Here is a 17451-nt window from a genome sequence, read left to right as displayed (position 1 = left end):
CGGCGGCAAAGAGAGTCGGGAACCAACAGGACTTACGACGCCGGGCCCTCCTCCCCGGGGAGCGCGCCTCCAACAAGGGCCAGGTTTTGGATGACGGCCAAGCCGAACTGGGCGGTGTCATTGGTGGAAACCGTCGGAGCTTCGTCTACGGGCTGGAGGACATGCGGCGGCAGGATCTTTTTCAGCGTGAACGCCTCGGCATGGTTCAAGTTCTCCCCGCCCTGGGCAAAGCTCTCCCACGCCAACCCTGCCAGGTCCGGGGACCCTAGTCGGGCTGCCGCGTAGGCCGTGAGTCGGCTGTGCGCCTGAGTCAGGTAGATGCCTGCAAGGGGCTGTCCTACTTCGGCGGCTTGCTCCTCCGGAGAAGCCAGGAATAGCCGGCAATACTGCATCCATGCTTTCTCGAAGGATGCATCCGGCACCAGGCTGATCAGTTCGCTGCAGATTTCCACTAAACCGAACACGGCGCTCAGGTGCGAGACGCTGATGACCTCGCGTCCGGCGTCGAACCTTCCTTTGTCCAGGTCGTAGAGCGCTTCGCCGGTGAGGAATCCGTACTTGAGGGCGCCGATATCGGCCATGGTTCCCAGGAGGCGGTCGCGTGAACGGGGGTTGCCGGTGCGTTCCCAGTCGGTGAGCCACGTGGCGGCGAGCGAGCCCCAGTCTGTACCCAGCCCGACGCCCAAGGCGCCGCGGTCCGGGCGGTAGGTATCGGCGTCGGGACGTACTTTGCGGACCGGGTCCAACCCCAGGAAGTTCTGGTCGCTGTCCACCAGTTCGGTGAGGAGATCGCCGGTGCGCTCATCGGCGGTCAGGTAATAGTAGAAGCGTCGGTAGGCGGGGGTGCTGATTCGAAGCTGCTTCGCGCTGCAACCCCAGTGCTGCACGTTGTGCCGCGAGCCCAGCCCGCGCCAGGGGCCAAGGTGGTACACATCCACTTCGCCGGTGTGGCGCGTCATTGCCTCGGCAAAGCGGAAGACGTCGGCCCGGCCCGAGCGCAGGTACATGTACCAGAGCCAGAGATCGGGTGAGAGTTCCGAGTTGTCCCACGCGTAGCCGCCGACGTCGTAGCGCCAGACGTGCCGGTCGGAGTCGTAGGTGTGCATGACGTCGCCGTAGTTCCAGAATCCGTACCAGCGGCGCTGCTCCCTTTGGCCCTGGTAGAAGTCGAACAGGAAATCGAGCTTGTCTTCGAGCGCCGCCCGCGCCCGAGTGCTGCGGTCCACCGGCGTCCAGTCGCCGAAGACGCCCGCGGAGTGCAGGTACTCAGGCGATGGCTGCAATAGCGGGGGAGTGGACGCTGCCCGGGCGTCCATGGCGAGGGATTCGGCGCTGGGCGTGGCGTCGTACGCGAACAACGTGAGCTCGTGGGTCCGTGCAATTCCCGTAGGATTCCCGAATCCAGGCTCGTAATCCTCGTACGTAATCTCGAGCCCCTCGAGTTGTTCCTCGAAGGTGTCCTGGCCGAGGCCGTCGTGATAGAAACGCAGGTCCATCGGTTGGGCTTCGGGGGAGTAGAGCCAAGCGGTCAGCGTTGCCTCCCGGGTGGCCGCTCCTCGGATGTCCAGCTGGCCCGGGTGCGACTGCCAGAAGTCCCGAACGCCAACGCCGAAGCCGCCTTGAGGGTCGCTCAGGGAGCAGAATCCCGCCGATCGCGTCCCGCCGGAGATGCCCACCCAACCGTGGCCCGGAGCCGTGCGTTTGCGTAGCTCGAAGCCGTCCGCGCTCAGCTGCGTGAGGGAGTAGTCGTTCCATGTGGGGATGAGATGGAGCCGTTCGGAAACCAGGGGACTCCATTCGTTCAGCGGCGGAGTGGGTTCCCCGGCGATCTGGGCTTGGCGCACGGCCTCACCCGGATCCCTTCTCAGGCCGGTGAGTCCGCGGACCGCCTCCACAAGGAATCCGCCGTCCGCTCCGGCGATCCGGACGTGGCGATCGTGCAATTCGCTCTCGAGCGGGATGGTGAACCGAACTCCAAGTCCGGCCAGGAAATTCTGCCCGGCATCGCCGTCCCAGATGAACGAATGCATCATTCGGATGCTCCGCGCGCCAGCATAGAAGTAGAAGCGGACGGTGAATGGAAGCCACTCCCTTTTGCCAAGGTCCGCCCGATGGCGGCCTTCCAGACGCACGACGGCGCGAAGGGGACCGCGCTGCTCGACCGTCAGGGACGTGACTTCGCCAGTGAAGCCTTCGCGCGTTGTGCTGCCAGCTCCCTCCGCAACGTCGTTCTGCAGTAGGCTCACGAGCCGTCCGTCCTTCGCCACCACGGAACCGTCGCGGGACAGCATACTGAACAGGCTCGCTCCAGACCGCGGCAGGACCATTTCCAGAGTCCCGGTGGAGACGGTCACGGACTCTTCCCTTTCGTTGACCCTCACTTCAGGCGAGCGTTCGACGCCGGCTGCCGGGCCGCCGTCGTGCGCTTGCTTGTCGCTGGAGGTGACGGAGTATGCGCTCGCCGGGTTGCCCGTCGCGCCCAAGGCGATGCCCGCCCACTTGAGGGAGCCGTCCGGCCAAGTAGCGAGCGGCCAGGTTTGGGCGTTGACGTGGCGTCCGCGGGCATCCATTACGGACAGCTCCGACGCCTGCGTGACGGTGCCCCGGGCAAAGGGCATCCCCCATGTTGTGCCACCGCTCAGGGCGGCGGGCGGTGCGCCATCGAGCCACGTGATGGGAGCGTGCTGAGTCATGTTCGAGTCCACCTAAAGTTCCGGAAAGCGCTTTCTTTGTTACGTTTCAAAAAACTTACCTCCGCGTGTCGTTAGCCGCAAGGGGTGACCGTTGGATGATTCCAGCGAACCATTGACACGCCTGCATCGCGACGATATCGTACAACCAAATGGTTGTAGATCAGCTCAATTCCGTACCCTCCAGTGATGTGGACCTTGACCGGTTGTTCCACGCGTTGGCAGATGGCACTCGGCGGGACATTGTGGCCAGGGTGACATCCGGGGAGTACTCGGTGTCCGGATTGGCTGGGCTCTACACCATGAGTTTCGCGGCCGTGCAGAAGCACGTCGCGGTCCTGGAACGGGCCTCCCTGGTGACCAAGGAGAAGCGTGGGAGGGAGCAGATCGTGCGGGGGAACCGTGATGGACTGCAAAAAGCCCGGCGTCTGCTGGACCAATACGAAATGATCTGGCGGCAACGTGCCGACCGGATCGCCGAAATTCTCGCTGAAGACTAGGAAGGGATCTGCCATGACCGTGGTCAGCGTGGACAAGAATACGGAGGCCCTCAGCCTCACAGTCGTTGCTGAGTTCGATGCCGGCGTTCAGCGCGTTTGGAAAATCTGGGAGGACCCACGCCAACTTGAACGATGGTGGGGGGCGCCTACCGTCCCAGCCACGTTCGAAACCCACGATTTCACGCCCGGAGGCAAGGCCGCCTATTACATGACGGTGCCCGACGGAACAAAGGCCCACGGCTGGTGGCAGTTCACCAGCATCAACGCCCCGGACCACCTCGAATTCGACTACGGATTTGCCGACGATCAGGGCACCCCCATGGGCGAGCATGGAGCCGCGCACGCCACCGTTAAGCTCGAGCCCATTGGCGACCGCACCCGCATGACCATGTCCACGCGCTTTGACTCTGAAGAACAGCTTCAAATGATGTCGGACATGGGCATGGAGGAAGGCCTGCGGGAGGCCATCGGTCAGGTCGACGCACTCCTCGCCGAGCCGGCCAACGCCTCACGCCAGTAGCGGCCGCCAAGAAAAACCGGCGACGGCGGGAGCGTCGCGCCGTCGTCGGCGTATCGTTTAAGTCCCGGCCGCCTCTTGGAACGGACTTGTGTCATGGCGCGATTGATCATCATGGGCCCTCCAGGTTCCGGCAAAGGCACGCAGGCGGAAGTGATCGCCCGGCATTTCTCGATCCCCGCGATCTCTACGGGAGACCTCTTCCGTGCACATGTTCGGGACAAGACTGAACTCGGCGCAGAAGCGGGTGAGTACATGGACCGGGGCGAATTTGTTCCCGACCACGTCACCACGGCCATGCTCCGCCAGCGGCTGGAGGAAGGTGACACGGGGAACGGGTTCCTCCTTGACGGCTACCCGCGCACTGTCATCCAAATTGGCGCCCTTGATGAGATATTGGCCGCGAGGCATCAGGCGCTCGAAGTGGTTCTTGTGCTGAATGTGGAGGATGCCGAACTCGTTGCCCGCATGCTTCAACGGGCTCAGGAACAGGGCCGCAGCGACGATACTGAACCCGTGATTCAGCGCCGGCTGGAGCTGTACCGGGATGAGACGCAGCCTGTGGTGACTGCGTACACGCAACGCGGAATCCTGTTGATGGTGGACGGCTCCGGCGATCGGGAATCGATTACGGCGAAGGCCATTGCTGCGGTGGAGAAGGCACTGGCGGTTTAGCGCGCCACGGACGAAAGCCCGGAGCCAAGGGCCCGGAGATAGGCCGCGAATCCTTCGGGTGCCCGGGCCTGCAGCCGCCCGGAGGTTGTCACCTTGGTGGTGTCCGTGGCGATGACCGCCAGCCCGAGCCGCCGAAGGCGTTCAACCAGGACCCGGTCCTCGTGGGACCTTAGCCTCGGAAAGCCGCCCGCGGCCAGGTACGCAGAAGCACGGACGCCAAGGTTTGCCCCGTAAATATGGGGATGGTCTTCCCGGGAGGGGTGCAGTTCCCGCCAGCGTTCCAGGACCGCCTCGTCCATGTCCCGGGAGTCCGGCTCCACGGATCCCAAGATGGCGTCGGCACCGGCGTTGGCAAGTTCCACCTGTCGCACCAGCCAGTGTCCCGGGACGGTGGAGTCGGCGTCGGTGGTGGCCAACCACGTACCTGCGCCTGCGACTGCGGCGAAGGGCAGGCGTTCCAGGGCGGCACGGATGCCGGCGTCGCGGCTGGCGCCCGTGCTGCGAAATCCGACCTCCACCGGGAGGAAACGGAGATCAGCCGAAGTGTACGCAGCCGTGATGCTGGAGGATCGGTCCGTGCAGGCGTCCAGGACCACAGCGATTGAAACTCCGATTCCGGGGTGCTCGCGCTGCAGGGCATCCGCCGCGGTCTGCAACGCCGCCAATGCTGAGCCGATGTGCCGTTCCTCGTTGTGGGCCGGCATGACCACCGCGACGCTCCGGATTTTTTGCCGGTCCGCGGTGGTCACAGCGTTTCACTCGGGGCAATAAGGATCTCCAGCATGAAGTCCCTTTCCCGGTAGATCCCATGCGCGGGCCACGCAAGATGGCTGCGGGCCATTGCGTGAACTGCCTCTGCGTCCAGTTGCCAGCCCGAGATCGGGTGCCGCCAATGGCAAAGAAGCAGGGTGCCGCCGGGCCGGGTGGAAGCTCGAATCCGGTCCAGTAGTTCGCTCAGTTCTTCCGGCGAAAGGTAATAGCCCGTCTCGGACAACACCACCAGGTCGAAGGTCCCTTCCGGCCACTCATCCGGCACAGTGAGGCGGCGGGCTTCGGCCGAGGGGTATCCGGAGAGCCGCTGTGTTGCCTGGAGCAATGCCGTGCTGCTGGCGTCCACTCCAAGGAATTGCCGGCAGCGCCGGGCGAGTTCCTCGCTGAGCGTGCCGATGGAACAGCCCACTTCCAGGCCGGAATCATACGACTCCTTGGGCAAGGCCGCCAACGTCAGGGCACGCTTGCGGCGTTCGTACCAGCTGGAGGAGTAGTCCCACGGGTCCTCTTCGCGGGAGTGGACCTCGTCGAAGATCCGCTCGGCGTCTGCTGCTGTGTTGCTCCCCGCCGTGAATGGGTGCCAGGCGAAGGTCTCGAAGTGGCGGGAAAAGTGCTCCAGGAAAGTCCCGGACAGCAGCGTCTCATCACCCGGCTGCTCGGACAATGGTTCCACTTGCGAGGCATGGGCGCCCATCGCGTCGTTCTTGGCGTCCCGCTCCGCCGCTGTTAACGGCACCCGTACCCATGACTGCCAAGCGGCATCGCCGGGTCCTGCCCAGAGCCAATACCAAATGGGGTACTCCAGCAGGCCATGGCCTCCGGCGGCGGCAACCCTGGCTGCGATCGAGCCCAAGGTGTCGTGGTCTGTGTGCCCGTCCGACCGGTACGGCGCCACGATCACCACGTTGTCCGCCGGATGGCCTGACGCTGCTTCGCGAACCGCGTCTTCGATTCGATCTTCATGGGCTGCCAGCTGCCCGTCCGGCAGCTCCAGGAATTGCCACGCCGCGCTGGGAGCCAGCCCGGACACAGCCGTGTCGAACTCAATGAGCCTGATAGCGGCAAGCTGTTCCGACGTGGTGGTTTGCGACTCCGGGTGCGACGCTTCGCCGGCAGTGCAGAGCAGGAGCTTCACGGTGGCCCCGCTGTGGTGGAGCTTGGCCAGGAGGCCGCCGGCGCCGAGTGTTTCGTCGTCCGGGTGCGCGGCGAGCACCACAAAGGCCATGCTTGTGAGTTCGCTTGCGTCCAGCGGCAACTCCGGCAAGGCAGCGACGCCGCTGGCCGCCCATTCCGCCTCGGTTGTTCCCGTGTCTGCGTGCGAGAAGCTCACCATCCGGCGTCCCCATCCAGAGTCAAGGCGCCCAACTGCGCGTCGTCTCTCAGGGCGTGGTGCTGGCGAATGTATAAGGACAGGTCCGCCATTCGTTTTCCGTACCCCTCGTTGAAAGCCAGCGGGCCCGGTCCAAGGTTCTGGCTCACAACCGTTTGGACACGTTCGACGGCGGCGGCAACAGTCCCGCGGACGCGCAAGGCTTCGCTCCAGGCGCTGGAGCCGTCTCCACCTGAATCGGCCAGCCGGCCGGCGTCGATCCGTTCGGCTGTTGCGGCCAGGTATCCGCCGACGGAGGTGAGGATCCGGTCCACCTCGCCCAGGGAAGCGAGGGCGATCTGGTCCGGGTTCCGGCCGTTTCCTACGCCCGCGGCCAGGGCTGCCCTGAAGTCACGGGCCATTGCCACGGCTCCGCCGAACCAGCACGAGGCCACTCCCATGCCACCCCACGCGAAGCCGGGACGTTTGAAATACCAGTCCTCGTCGCCCACCGGTGCTGCCTTCACATGCTCGAAGTGGACGGTGCCGCTGGGGATTTCCTGCAGGCCCCGGCTGGTCCACCTCGGGGTTTCGCACGAAACTCCAGGGTCCTTCAGGCTGACGGCGAAGGCCGTCCTGCCGTTGCCCTCCGTGTGGGCTGTGATGATGGCATTGTCCAGCTGGGCGGCCAGCGAGCACCATGGTTTGGCGCCGTTGAGTACGTAGTTTCCGGCAGGGTCGGTCTTGGCCTCGAGTTTCATGCCGGGACCTTCGGCCGCGAAGACTCCCCACGGGCCTGTCGCGACTGCTTCGGAACCGGACTGGGCCAGGATCGCGAGGGCGTCCAGGTGGGGTTCAAGGACGCGTCCGGCGGCCACGTCCACGGCCGTGACGGACGCCAGGAGTTCCCAGAGCTTGGCTGTGTTGCCCTCGCCAGGCTTCGGAGCAGTGTGTCCTATCTCCCCGGCAATGGCCAACAGTTCAGGGATGTTACCCACGGCCGCCCGGATTTGTTCGAGTACGGGTTCGAGGGCTTGAAGTTGAACGGACTCGGAACTGATGCGTACGGGTTGGGCTTCGGGGTCGCTCATGGACTCAAGCCTAAACTAAGGAGCCTTAGTTTATGGGCTGCGAGAAGCAAGAACGACGGCGGGAGGGGCATCACTGCCGACTTCCCAAGTGCCGAGCCATTTATGGCATCGCGCCGAGGTGGGACGGAGGTGAGCATTGCGCTGGGTTTCCAACGAGTCCCGCCCGCGGAAAAGTTCCCCTTTGTCGCCACATGACGCAGCCTTTTCACAAGTTTTGTCACAAGAATCACATCATCTTGTCATTTAACATGACAGGATTCCTACGCTGGAGGAGTCAATGTTCCCGAGCCTTAGGAATTCCAGTGCCACAACCAAACGACTCCGCTTCCATATCAATCGACTCCCACAGTCCGCCCGGAAAGAACCCGCCCGGAAAGAACCCGCCCGGCAACCCGCGCAAAGCCCAAGGTTTCCTCAGCAACCTCGGCGCCGACCTCCCTGCGTCCTTGGTGGTTTTCCTCGTTGCCCTTCCGCTGTCCCTCGGCATCGCGGCGGCCTCCGGAGCACCTGTCATGGCCGGGCTCATCGCAGCTGCCATCGGCGGAATCGTCGCGGGCAGCCTGGGCGGCTCTCCACTCCAGGTGAGCGGTCCCGCCGCGGGCCTGACCGTCGTCGTTGCCGGCCTGGTTGACGAGTTCGGCTGGCAGGTGACGTGTGCGATTACGGCTGCTGCCGGCGTCGTGCAGTTGCTGCTGGGTATCAGCCGCGTAGGCCGGGCCGCACTGGCAGTGTCGCCGGTGGTGGTCAAAGCCATGCTCGCTGGCATCGGCATCACGATCATCCTGCAGCAGTTGCATGTGCTGCTCGGCGGCCAGGCCGCTGGGTCCGCCGTCGAAAACCTGACCGCACTTCCAGGGGCCATCACCAACGTCGAGTTGCATTCGGCGCTGCTGGGACTGGCCGTCGTCGCGATTCTTCTGGCGTGGAAATACCTGCCCACTGCGGTGCGGAAGATTCCCGGGCCGCTTGCCGCCGTCGTCGCTGTTACCGCTTTGTCTGCAGCAGTTGCGCCCAGCGTCGAGCGCATCAGCTTCAGTGGTTCCCTGTTCGACGCCGTCGCCCTTCCCAGTTTGCCGGACGGTAACTGGCGTGCCGCGGTCATGGCGGTCATCACGGTAGCCCTGATCGCAAGCATCGAATCGCTGCTTTCCGCGGTGGCGGTGGACAAGATGCATGCAGGCACGCGCACCAACCTCAACCGGGAACTCGTTGGACAAGGGTCCGCCAATATGGTCTCCGGCATGCTGGGCGGCCTCCCGGTGACGGGCGTGATCGTCCGCAGCGCCACCAACGTTGAAGCCGGCGCCGCGAGCCGCGTGTCCGCCATCCTGCACGGCGTGTGGGTCCTGGTGTTCTCTGCACTGTTCGCCGGTCTCATCCAGCTGATTCCGTTGTCCGTGCTCGCAGGCCTGTTGCTCGTCATCGGCGCCAAGCTCATCAAGGTCGCCGACATCAAAACCAGCCTGCGCACCGGCGACCTCCTGGTCTACGTGGTCACGCTGGCATGCGTTGTTGTACTGAACTTGCTCGAGGGCGTCATTATCGGCCTGGCACTCGCGGCCCTCTGCGTGTTGTGGCGGGTACTCCGTGCCCAGATCCAAGCCCATGCTCCCGCCGGGGAGCAGCTGCCGTGGCGGGTCACGATCGCCGGGTCCTGCAGCTTCTTCGCCCTGCCCCGACTGAACCGCGTGCTTCACTCCGTGCCCGAAGGACAGGACGCAGTGGTTGAACTCAACGCCGATTACCTCGATCACGCATTCCGCGAGGCTCTGGTTGCCTGGCAGACGCAGCACCGCTCCAGCGGCGCCTCGGTGCTGCTGGAGGAACACGGAACCACCGCTTTTACCGACGCCGCGGACAGCACTCCCCAGCGTCAGGATCCACGCGAATTCCCGCTGCCACCCAGGACTTCCTGGCAATCGTCGCCGCTGGATGGTACCCACCAAGAAGCGCACGACGACGGCGTGCAGCTTCCGCTGCGGTCGATCCTCCTTGGCATCGACAAATACCATCGACGCTACGCAGACAAGGTTCGCCCGCTGGTGCAGGACCTGACCGAGGGGCAGAACCCGGACACCTTGTTTGTTGCCTGCGTCGACTCCCGCGTCAATCCGAACCTGATCACCAGCAGCGGCCCCGGCGACCTTCTGACACTGCGGAACATCGGCAACGTAGTGTGCCCTGATGGCCGGGATGCCTCGATCGATTCTGCCCTGGCATTCGCGGTCAAGGGCTTGTCCGTGGACTCGATCGTGATCTGCGGCCACTCCAATTGCGGCGCGATGAAGGCCGTTATCGCCGACGCCGAGGGTGCGGCCGCAGCTTTGGGTGGGGGCTTCGATGCCTGGCTGGAGCACGCCCGGCCGAGCTACCGCGCGCTGTTGGACGGTCATCCTGTGGCCCTTGCTGCCGAAGCTGAGGGCTACAGCCGCCTGGACCAGCTCAGCATGGTGAACGTAGCTGTCCAACTCCAGAAGCTCGAAGAGCACCAGGTCACTGGGCCAGCCCTGGCATCTGGACGAGTGCAGGCCACGGGTTTGTTCTACGACATTTGCACGGCCCGCGTGGTCCTTGTGACTCCCCAGGGCATCGAACAACTGGATCCGAGCATGGCCGTTCACTAGCCTGCCAGCTGCCCTGCGTTGCTTCACGACCTGCTTTGAGCCGACGCTGGCGCCGACACGCCGTTACCTGCGGCGTGTCGGGGCCGCCAGGCTGTCAAAGGGGGGCGTGAAGCAACGGGCTGCGGCGTTCGTGGAACCAGGAAGCCTAGCGGTCCGTGAGCAGCAGGACGTTCCCGTCGAGGTCCCGGACGGTGAAGAACAAGCACACGTCCGGATCGCCCTCCACCACCGACACGCCATGTCCGTTCCTGAGCAAACGATCCCGCATGCCCGTGAGGTCCTCCACGAGGAAACCGCACGTCGCCCAAGCCAGCCCGGGCTCAGCCGCGATCCCGCTGAGGGGACCCATCAGCGTAACTGTGGCACCGCCGTCGCCCGTTAGAACTGCCGACCACTCCGAAACGGTGACGATCCGAAGCCTCAGGTGCTCCGAATACCACTTGGCTGCCCGGCCCGGATCCGAGACGGGAATGAATGCATTGGAAACAGTAGTCACGCGCGGCCCTTCCTATGGGGATATTTGGATTGAGAGTAGCCCCCGCCCCTCCCCGTGGCCCAGCAAAGTGCGGAATACTGGAGCCGGAACCACGATTTCCGGCAGGAGAGGACTGCCGTGCGAGGAGGTGGCGAAACGTGAGCGCCGGGAACAACGCCTTCAGGCGGAAGCTCGAGCGGGGAGCGGAACTGCGGGCCGTCCGATCGTGGGGCGGCAATGCCGAGGAAGACGCAGAGCTTGAGGCGGCCGAGGCGGAGGAGCGGGAGAAACGCCGCAAGGTGGACGACGCCGCGCGGGTCGAATATTTGATCCGGGATGCCATGAACCAGGGCAAATTCGACAACCTCAAATACGCCGGCAAGCCGATCCCGGGCCTGGGGGAGCACTATGACCCGGACTGGTGGGTCAAAGGTCTGATCCAGCGCGAGCAACTCAGCGGGATCGGCCCGCCAGCCATACTCCTCCGGATCGAGGACGCTGAACTCGACGCGAAGCTGGATCAGCAGTACACGGAGAAGCAGGTCCGCGACATTCTTGAGGACTTCAACAAGCGGGTCATTGAGGCTCGTCGACAGCTCCAGGGTGGGCCGCCAGTGATCACCAAGCTGAGGGATGTTGACGCCGAGCTGGAACGCTGGCGCGGACGACGTGCCGCGGCGGCGCCGCCCGAGCCGGAGCCCGGGGAACCAATCAAACGTACTTGGTGGCAGCGGCTCTGGAACGGCTTCGGCTGATACGAAATCCGGCCCCAGCGTCGGGGATGCGGCTAGGCGAAGCTGTCTTCCTTTGCCTGCTCCGACTCCTTGCGTCCACCCTTGATCAGCGACGACAAGTGCGCCTGCTGCTGGCGGAAATGGCCGTGGGCCGTGAGGCCGAACTCGTAGGCAGACTCTGCATGCTGGGTGAGGTCCACGCCGGTTACTTCATGTTCGTGGGCCACGCGGAAGCCGATTGTCTTGTCAATAGCGCGGCCGATCAGGAGGGTGCCCAGGCCAGAGAGGGCGATAGTGAGCAGCACGGCAACTGTCTGTGCCACGAGTTGCTGAACGCCGCCGCCGTAAAGGAGGCCGCCGGCCACGCCCTCTGTGGGGAAGGCAACGAAGCCAAGCGAAAGCGTGCCGATCACGCCGGCGCCGAAGTGCACGCCCACGACGTCAAGGGAATCGTCGAAACCGAACTTGTACTTCAGGTCTACGAACACCGCGCAGGCAGCACCGGCAACGAGTCCCAGGCCAAGGGCCGCGAGTGGGGTGATGTTGGCGCAGGAAGGGGTGATGGCCACCAAGCCGGCGACAACGCCGGAGGCTGCGCCCAACGATGTCGGGTGTCCGTGGCGGATCTTCTCCGTGACCAACCAGCTCAGCATCGCAGCGGCAGGAGCCACCAGGGTGTTGACCCAGATCAGGCCTGCCTGCTCAACCGTAGTTGCAGCGCCGCCATTGAAGCCAAACCACCCGAACCAGAGGATTGCTGCGCCGATCATGATGAACGGGACGTTGTGGGGGCGGTGGTTGGGGTCCTTGGCGAATCCGTGACGCTTTCCCACGATCAATGCGAGGACGAAAGCGGCGGTACCTGAACTGACCTCAACTACGGCACCGCCGGCGAAGTCGATCACCTGGCCGAAGATCTGCGTGACGGCTCCGCCGGCGCTCATCAAGCCACCGCCCCAGACCATGTAAGCCAGCGGGCAGTAGACCACGGTTACCCAGATGGGGACGAAGAGCGCCCACGCGCCGAATTTGGCGCGGTCGGCGATGGCACCGCTGATGAGCGCCACAGTGATGATGGCGAACGTAGCCGCGAAAACTACCTTGAGGAGGTCAGGCGAACCCATGAGGTCCTGGAGGCCGAAGTGTGCAAAGGGGTTGCCGAACAGGCCCAGGAAGCCGTCGCCGGTGGTCATCGAGTATCCCCACAGGACCCACACCACGCCAACAATGCCCGCAGAGATGAAGCTCATCATGATCATGTTGAGCGCTGCCTTGGCGCGGGTCATGCCGCCGTAGAAAAGGCCAAGGCCCGGAGTCATGAAAAGCACCATTGCCGATGACAACATCAGCCAGACGTGTTGCGCAGAGATCTCCACTGCGTTCCCTTCTGATCAAGCCTGAACGGGCCCGTTGTTGCACGGCCCTCACTACCCCCCCCGATCAATATTCGGTGAGCTATGTTTCCGACTCAGAAGAGCTAAGTTGCAGGGAAGTTACAGAAACCCCACGTTCGTGAAGATCAGGTGACTGGCATGTTTCAGAGATGTTACCGGCGCTTCCCGCGAGGTCATTTTTCGCGAGGCCCTGTTTCGCGCGGCGTTGTTTCGCGCGGCCCTGCCGGGTATCCGCCACGCCTGCTGAAGATGATGATCCCCAAGGCAATCGCTGTTGGCAGCGCCGCGGCCAGCGGCACCAGCTGAGCCCCAACGGTGGTCAGCGCCAAAGCACCGTAGCCGGCACCGATGGCGATCCCCAGCTGGATGGTAACTACTGTGAGGCCGTTGGCCGCATCCTTGTGCTCCCCGCCGGCGCGAAGGATCGCCGCCTGGTTGTAGATGCCGATCGCTCCGAAGGAAACACCCCAGGCGACCATCAGCGCGAAAACCCCCACCCATGTGCCGCCCAGAACCGGAAGCAGCGCGAAGGCAAGCAAAAGAAGCCCGACGGCGGTAATCACCGAACGCCGGGGACGGGAATCGGCGGTCAGGCCGGCAATCCAGATCCCGACCAAGCCCGAGATTCCCACCACGGACAGGGAAATGCCAGTGAGGGCTTCGGGCAATCCGGAGGCGAGCAGGAAAGGGGCAACATATGTAAAGAGTGTGAAGTGTGCCAGCAGCAAGAGTGGCCAAGCGGTGGCCACGGCGATCACGCCCGGTAGCTTGAGCGCCGCCCGGATCGACGGCGTCTTGTGGGTACCCGGATCATGCGCAGCAGGCAGGAGCCAGAACGCCAAAACTGCCAACAGGACGCCAACCCCGGCCAGGACCACGAAGGAAACCCGCCATGTCATGAGCGTGCCCATCAGTGTGCCTATCGGAGCCCCGACTGCCAACGCGATGCTGGTTCCGCTGAAGACGACGGCCATGGACTTGCCCACCGAGTGGGCAGGAACGATTCGCGCCACGTACGGCGCCATGCTCGACCACAACATGCCATGGGCAATACCGCCCAACAGCCTTGCAACGATGGCCACTTCAAGATTTGGGCTCAATGCCAGCAAGACGTTGCTAAGTGCAAAGGCAAGTACGGTCCCGATCAACAGGGTCTTTCGTGGGACCCTCCCGCCCAGGAGTCGGGACAAGGGAAGGGCGGTGAAGACGATGATTGCTGCATATGCTGCGGTCAGGGAACCTACAGCCGATTCCTCCACACCCAGATCCCGGCTGATCTGGGGAAGCAGCCCGGACGGAAGCAGCTCTGTGGTGACAGCCGTAAAGCCCGCGGCAGCAAGCACCAAAAGGCCGCCCCAAGGGATCTTGCCCGCTGCCCGGGTTTTCGCTGGGCTTTGCTTGGACTTTCCTTCATCGGGTGTCGCGTGCATCTGGGTTTCGACCGCCAAAGGGTCCTGCTTCAAAGATTGCTCCTCATGGATGAATCACGTTTGTGGGCATGTGCGTGAGTATCCCCAACGCTACCCAGCCAGCGGCGCGTGAGGGAGGCTCTGACAGAAACCCCTTTCTTGGGGTGCAGAGCAGGCCTCGCAAGATCCCTAGCGAGCGTAGAGTTCTGTGAAATTCCTCAAGACCCGCATCGGTTCCGTCACCGAGGCTTGCTTGGCGGTTTCGATGAGTTCATCGGCAGCGTCCGGCGGGAAATAGCCCGCGTTCTTGTAGATGTTGATCCTGGTGATCAGGCCGTCGACATCCAGTTCGGGGTGGAATTGCGTGGCATAGAGATTCTTCTTGATGCGGAACATGTGCACCGGGCAGGCTGCGGAACTAGCGAGCAACACGGCGTTTCCCGGCAGCTTGCTGCAGGCTTCCTTATGCCCGACGAATGCTTCGAAGGTGTGGGGCAGGCCTTTGAGCAGGGGATCGCGCTCCCCGTCCGCGGTCAATTTAATCTCCGTGGCACCCACCGGTTCACCGTAGCGGCGATCAATGATGGCTCCCTGATGAACACCCAGGGTTCCAACTCCGTAGCAGGCACCCAAGAAGGGGAAGTCCTCGGCCACGATGCGATCCAGGAGGGCTGAGAGTTCAGCTTCGACGCGAAGCTGGGCCGGGCTCTTCTCCTCCACAGGGTCGCTGGAGGTGTAGGGACTGCCGCCCACAATCACACCGGAGTATCCGGCCAGGTCAATGGCCGGCAATGGTCCTGACTCGAGCCTGATGCGGACCAATTCCTCAGCCTGGAGCCCGCAGTACCGGAGGTAAGCCTGGTACTCGTCATCCGCTGCCGCGTCTTCGGCACGCGTGGCCAACAAAAGGAAGGGCTTCACAGGCCAAGTCTGCGGGAGGAACGACTGGCTTTCAAAGTCTTTCTGCCGGCTGGGCCGCGGAAATGGCGCGCAGACCGGGCCCCGTAACGCAGACCCACTCAGCGAGGTGCGGCCGGTGACGTGCTCGGACCAGGGGAAGGCGGGGGAGCGGGAGGGTTGAACGCACCGCTCGGATAGAGGGCGGTGGCCTGCATCATGTAGTTGGCCCACTGCGGGCCGGCGATCATGTAGCCGTCCAATGACTTGTAGAACTTTCCGTTAATGGTGACGTTCTGTCCCGCGCGCTGTTGTCCCGCCGTCGTATCCCCAAAGAAGGAAGCCGTGGCGAGCCGGGTGGTGTATCCGGCCACCCAGGTTGCGCCGTTGTTGTTGGAGGTACCGGTTTTGGCCGCGACGGGGACCTGGTTCTGTACCTTGGGTTCGATGTAGACGCCGGATCCGAGCTTGAGGACGTCCTGCAGCACCGCTGTGACCCCACGGGCCACAGCAGGTTTCACCGTCTCCTTGCATTCAGGGGTTTGCGCTGGATATTTTCTGCCTTGTGAGTCGCTGATGTCGGTGATGGCGATTGGTTTGCAATAGGTGCCATCGTTGGCGAATGTTGCGTAGGCGCTCGCCAGGACAACAGGAGCGACGCCGATGGACCCCAGGAGGTTGCCGATCTGGTGCATGTTGATCTGGGCGTTGTCCAAGCCGCTGTGCAAACCAACCGCGTCCACCATTTTTTGGATGCCGCAGAAATCCAACTGGGCGGCAGTAGCGAAAGTGGCGGTGTTAATGGAGTTGTAAAGGCCGTAGTTGATGGGCATGGGGCGGTAGTAGCCCTCGTCGTTGTTCTGCAGGTCATCATCCGCGCCGAGGTTTTGGGCCTTCTGCGCAGTGCTGTATCCACCCAGCACCTTGCCGCAGCTGGACCGCCAGGGGAAGCCAACCGGGTAGACCCGGCGGGAAGCATCCACCACGGCAGTGGGCGACTTGCCCTCGTTGAGCCACTCCGCGAAAATGAACGGCTTCATGGTGGAGCCGGGTTGGAAGCCACCGGCACCGTTGAGGTCGTTACCGTTTTCGTCCTTCGCATCCACGTTGAAGTTCAACTGGGTATCGAATTTCCCGTCCTGCGGAACGAACACCGTGTTTTGTGCCATGGACAGTATCTTTCCCGTGCCTGGTTGCACGGTGGTCATCGAAGCACCCCACTTGTCCGGGTTCGCGCCTGCAGAGGCATCCACTTGTACTTGTGCCGCCGCCTGCAACCGGCTATCCAACGTGGTGGTGATGGTGAGCCCGCCCCGGTAGAGGAGTCGTTCGCGGTCCTCCACGGTTGCGCCGTAGGCCTCATTGTTGAGGATCAGGTGGGACACGTAATCGCAGAAGTAGATGGCAATGGTGGCGCCCGCGCAGCCCTGCAGGGAAGGAGTGATTTTCAGCTCAACGGGGCTGGCGACTGCCGCATCATGATCTACTTGCGTGATCTTGCCTTGTTCCAACATCCTGTCCAGCACCAGGTTTCGGCGGGCGAACGCTGATTCCGGGGCGGTTGTTGGGTCATAGACGCTGGGTCCGTTCACCAAGCCGGCCAAGAGCGCGGCCTGTGGCAATGTGAGGTCTTTTGCTGATGTGCTGAAGAAGTAGCGTGAAGCAGCTTCGATGCCATACGCGTTCCGGTTGAAGAACACGATGTTCAGGTACCCCTCAAGGATTTGGTCTTTGCTGAAGCGTTTCTCAAGCTCCAACGCCAGCTTGATCTCGCGCAGCTTGTCACCCATGGTCTTGTCCCCGCTGAGCACCACGTCCTCGGGCCGACCCTGCGAGAGGCGGGACTCGTTCAGCACGTTGGTGACGTATTGCTGGGTCAGGGTGGACGCGCCCTGCCGGGTTCCCTTGGTCACGTTGGATGTCAGGGCGCGGATGATCCCTTGCGCATCTACTCCGGGATGTTCGTAAAAACGGCTGTCTTCGATGGCCACGATTGCCTGGCGGATGAAGGGTGACATCTGATCCAGAGGTACCTTCACCCGGTTCTCGGCATAAAACGTGGCGATGTGCTGGCCATCCGCACTAAGCACGGTGCTGGAAAGGGACGGCGAATCAACGTCCAGTTGGCTGGGAAGGCTTTCGTAAAAGCCGATGGAACCGCCCATGGTAGTGCTGGTGAACTGAACCACCGGCACCATGAAGCCGCAGATCAGCACCCCGCAGAGGGCGCTCACGAAGAAAAACCCGAAGATCCTCAGAAGGACCTTGCCAAGACCTAACCGTGGACCCTTGTTCCGCGCCATTTCGTGCCATTCCGTCGAGATGTCAGGCTGAAAAGTAGCTACAGAATACGTCTGCGGACGCC

The 17451-nt window shown here is 63.3% G+C and carries 14 protein-coding genes; 5 read left to right on the top strand and 9 right to left on the bottom strand.

Going from position 1 to position 17451, the window contains the following annotated elements:
• Nucleotides 1–32: 32 nt before the first annotated feature.
• Nucleotides 33–2693, bottom strand: coding sequence for a Tat pathway signal sequence domain protein (locus LDN82_RS18590; protein ID WP_224165359.1), 2661 nt, complete (start codon nt 2691–2693; stop codon nt 33–35).
• Between the two features lie 149 nt (nt 2694–2842).
• On the opposite strand from LDN82_RS18590, the gene LDN82_RS18585 reads away from it, so the two are divergent.
• From LDN82_RS18585 to LDN82_RS18575, 3 genes are all read left to right on the top strand, one after another.
• On the top strand, nt 2843–3190 hold the full coding sequence (locus LDN82_RS18585; protein ID WP_224165358.1) for a metalloregulator ArsR/SmtB family transcription factor: 348 nt from the start codon (nt 2843–2845) through the stop codon (nt 3188–3190).
• A 13-nt stretch (nt 3191–3203) separates the two neighbouring features.
• Nucleotides 3204–3710 carry an SRPBCC domain-containing protein gene (locus LDN82_RS18580; protein WP_224165357.1) on the top strand — a complete coding sequence of 169 codons (507 nt, stop codon included), beginning with the start codon at nt 3204–3206 and terminating at the stop codon, nt 3708–3710.
• 93 nt (nt 3711–3803) lie between these two features.
• Nucleotides 3804–4382, top strand: coding sequence for an adenylate kinase (locus tag LDN82_RS18575; protein WP_224165356.1), 579 nt, complete (start codon nt 3804–3806; stop codon nt 4380–4382).
• On the opposite strand, the gene LDN82_RS18570 is transcribed toward LDN82_RS18575, so the two are convergent.
• Genes LDN82_RS18570 through LDN82_RS18560 form a run of 3 tightly spaced genes read right to left on the bottom strand, consistent with a single transcriptional unit; the run spans nt 4379 to nt 7553 of the window.
• A complete protein-coding gene (locus tag LDN82_RS18570) occupies nt 4379–5086 on the bottom strand; it encodes a glycosyltransferase (protein WP_224167574.1) in 708 nt (235 codons plus the stop codon). The two genes, LDN82_RS18575 and LDN82_RS18570, sit on opposite strands and share 4 nt — an antisense overlap.
• A gap of 41 nt (nt 5087–5127) precedes the next feature.
• Nucleotides 5128–6486: a bifunctional PIG-L family deacetylase/class I SAM-dependent methyltransferase gene (locus LDN82_RS18565; protein ID WP_224165355.1), complete on the bottom strand. Its 1359-nt coding sequence runs from the start codon at nt 6484–6486 to the stop codon at nt 5128–5130.
• A complete protein-coding gene (locus LDN82_RS18560; protein ID WP_224165354.1) occupies nt 6480–7553 on the bottom strand; it encodes an acyl-CoA dehydrogenase family protein in 1074 nt (357 codons plus the stop codon). Before LDN82_RS18560 ends, LDN82_RS18565 begins: the two co-directional genes overlap by 7 nt.
• A 302-nt stretch (nt 7554–7855) precedes the next feature.
• Here LDN82_RS18560 and LDN82_RS18555 point away from each other — a divergent pair, with 302 nt between their 5' ends.
• The gene (locus LDN82_RS18555; protein WP_224165353.1) at nt 7856–10177 is read left to right on the top strand and encodes a bifunctional SulP family inorganic anion transporter/carbonic anhydrase; all 2322 of its coding nucleotides are present in this window, start codon (nt 7856–7858) and stop codon (nt 10175–10177) included.
• A 145-nt stretch (nt 10178–10322) separates the two neighbouring features.
• On the opposite strand, the gene LDN82_RS18550 is transcribed toward LDN82_RS18555, so the two are convergent.
• Nucleotides 10323–10673, bottom strand: a complete 351-nt coding sequence (locus LDN82_RS18550; RefSeq protein WP_224165352.1) for a VOC family protein — start codon at nt 10671–10673, stop codon at nt 10323–10325.
• A gap of 137 nt (nt 10674–10810) precedes the next feature.
• Here LDN82_RS18550 and LDN82_RS18545 point away from each other — a divergent pair, with 137 nt between their 5' ends.
• Nucleotides 10811–11407 carry a DUF1992 domain-containing protein gene (locus tag LDN82_RS18545; protein WP_224165351.1) on the top strand — a complete coding sequence of 199 codons (597 nt, stop codon included), beginning with the start codon at nt 10811–10813 and terminating at the stop codon, nt 11405–11407.
• A gap of 32 nt (nt 11408–11439) precedes the next feature.
• On the opposite strand, the gene LDN82_RS18540 is transcribed toward LDN82_RS18545, so the two are convergent.
• The 4 genes from LDN82_RS18540 to LDN82_RS18525 form a co-directional block, all read right to left on the bottom strand.
• Nucleotides 11440–12762: an ammonium transporter gene (locus tag LDN82_RS18540; protein ID WP_224088915.1), complete on the bottom strand. Its 1323-nt coding sequence runs from the start codon at nt 12760–12762 to the stop codon at nt 11440–11442.
• 191 nt (nt 12763–12953) lie between these two features.
• A complete protein-coding gene (locus LDN82_RS18535) occupies nt 12954–14243 on the bottom strand; it encodes an MFS transporter (RefSeq protein WP_224165350.1) in 1290 nt (429 codons plus the stop codon).
• Nucleotides 14244–14378: 135 nt separating this feature from the next.
• Complete coding sequence (locus tag LDN82_RS18530) at nt 14379–15110, bottom strand: glutamine amidotransferase (RefSeq protein ID WP_224165349.1); 732 nt, start codon at nt 15108–15110, stop codon at nt 14379–14381.
• A gap of 98 nt (nt 15111–15208) precedes the next feature.
• Entirely contained in the window at nt 15209–17389 is a 2181-nt protein-coding gene (locus LDN82_RS18525) for a transglycosylase domain-containing protein (protein ID WP_224165348.1), read from the bottom strand.
• Nucleotides 17390–17451 lie beyond the last annotated feature (62 nt).

The sequence above is a fragment of the Arthrobacter sp. StoSoilA2 genome, assembly GCF_019977195.1.
Taxonomy (GTDB): domain Bacteria; phylum Actinomycetota; class Actinomycetes; order Actinomycetales; family Micrococcaceae; genus Arthrobacter.
Note: the sequence above shows the minus strand (reverse complement) of the source record. Positions and strands in the feature narration are given on the sequence as shown.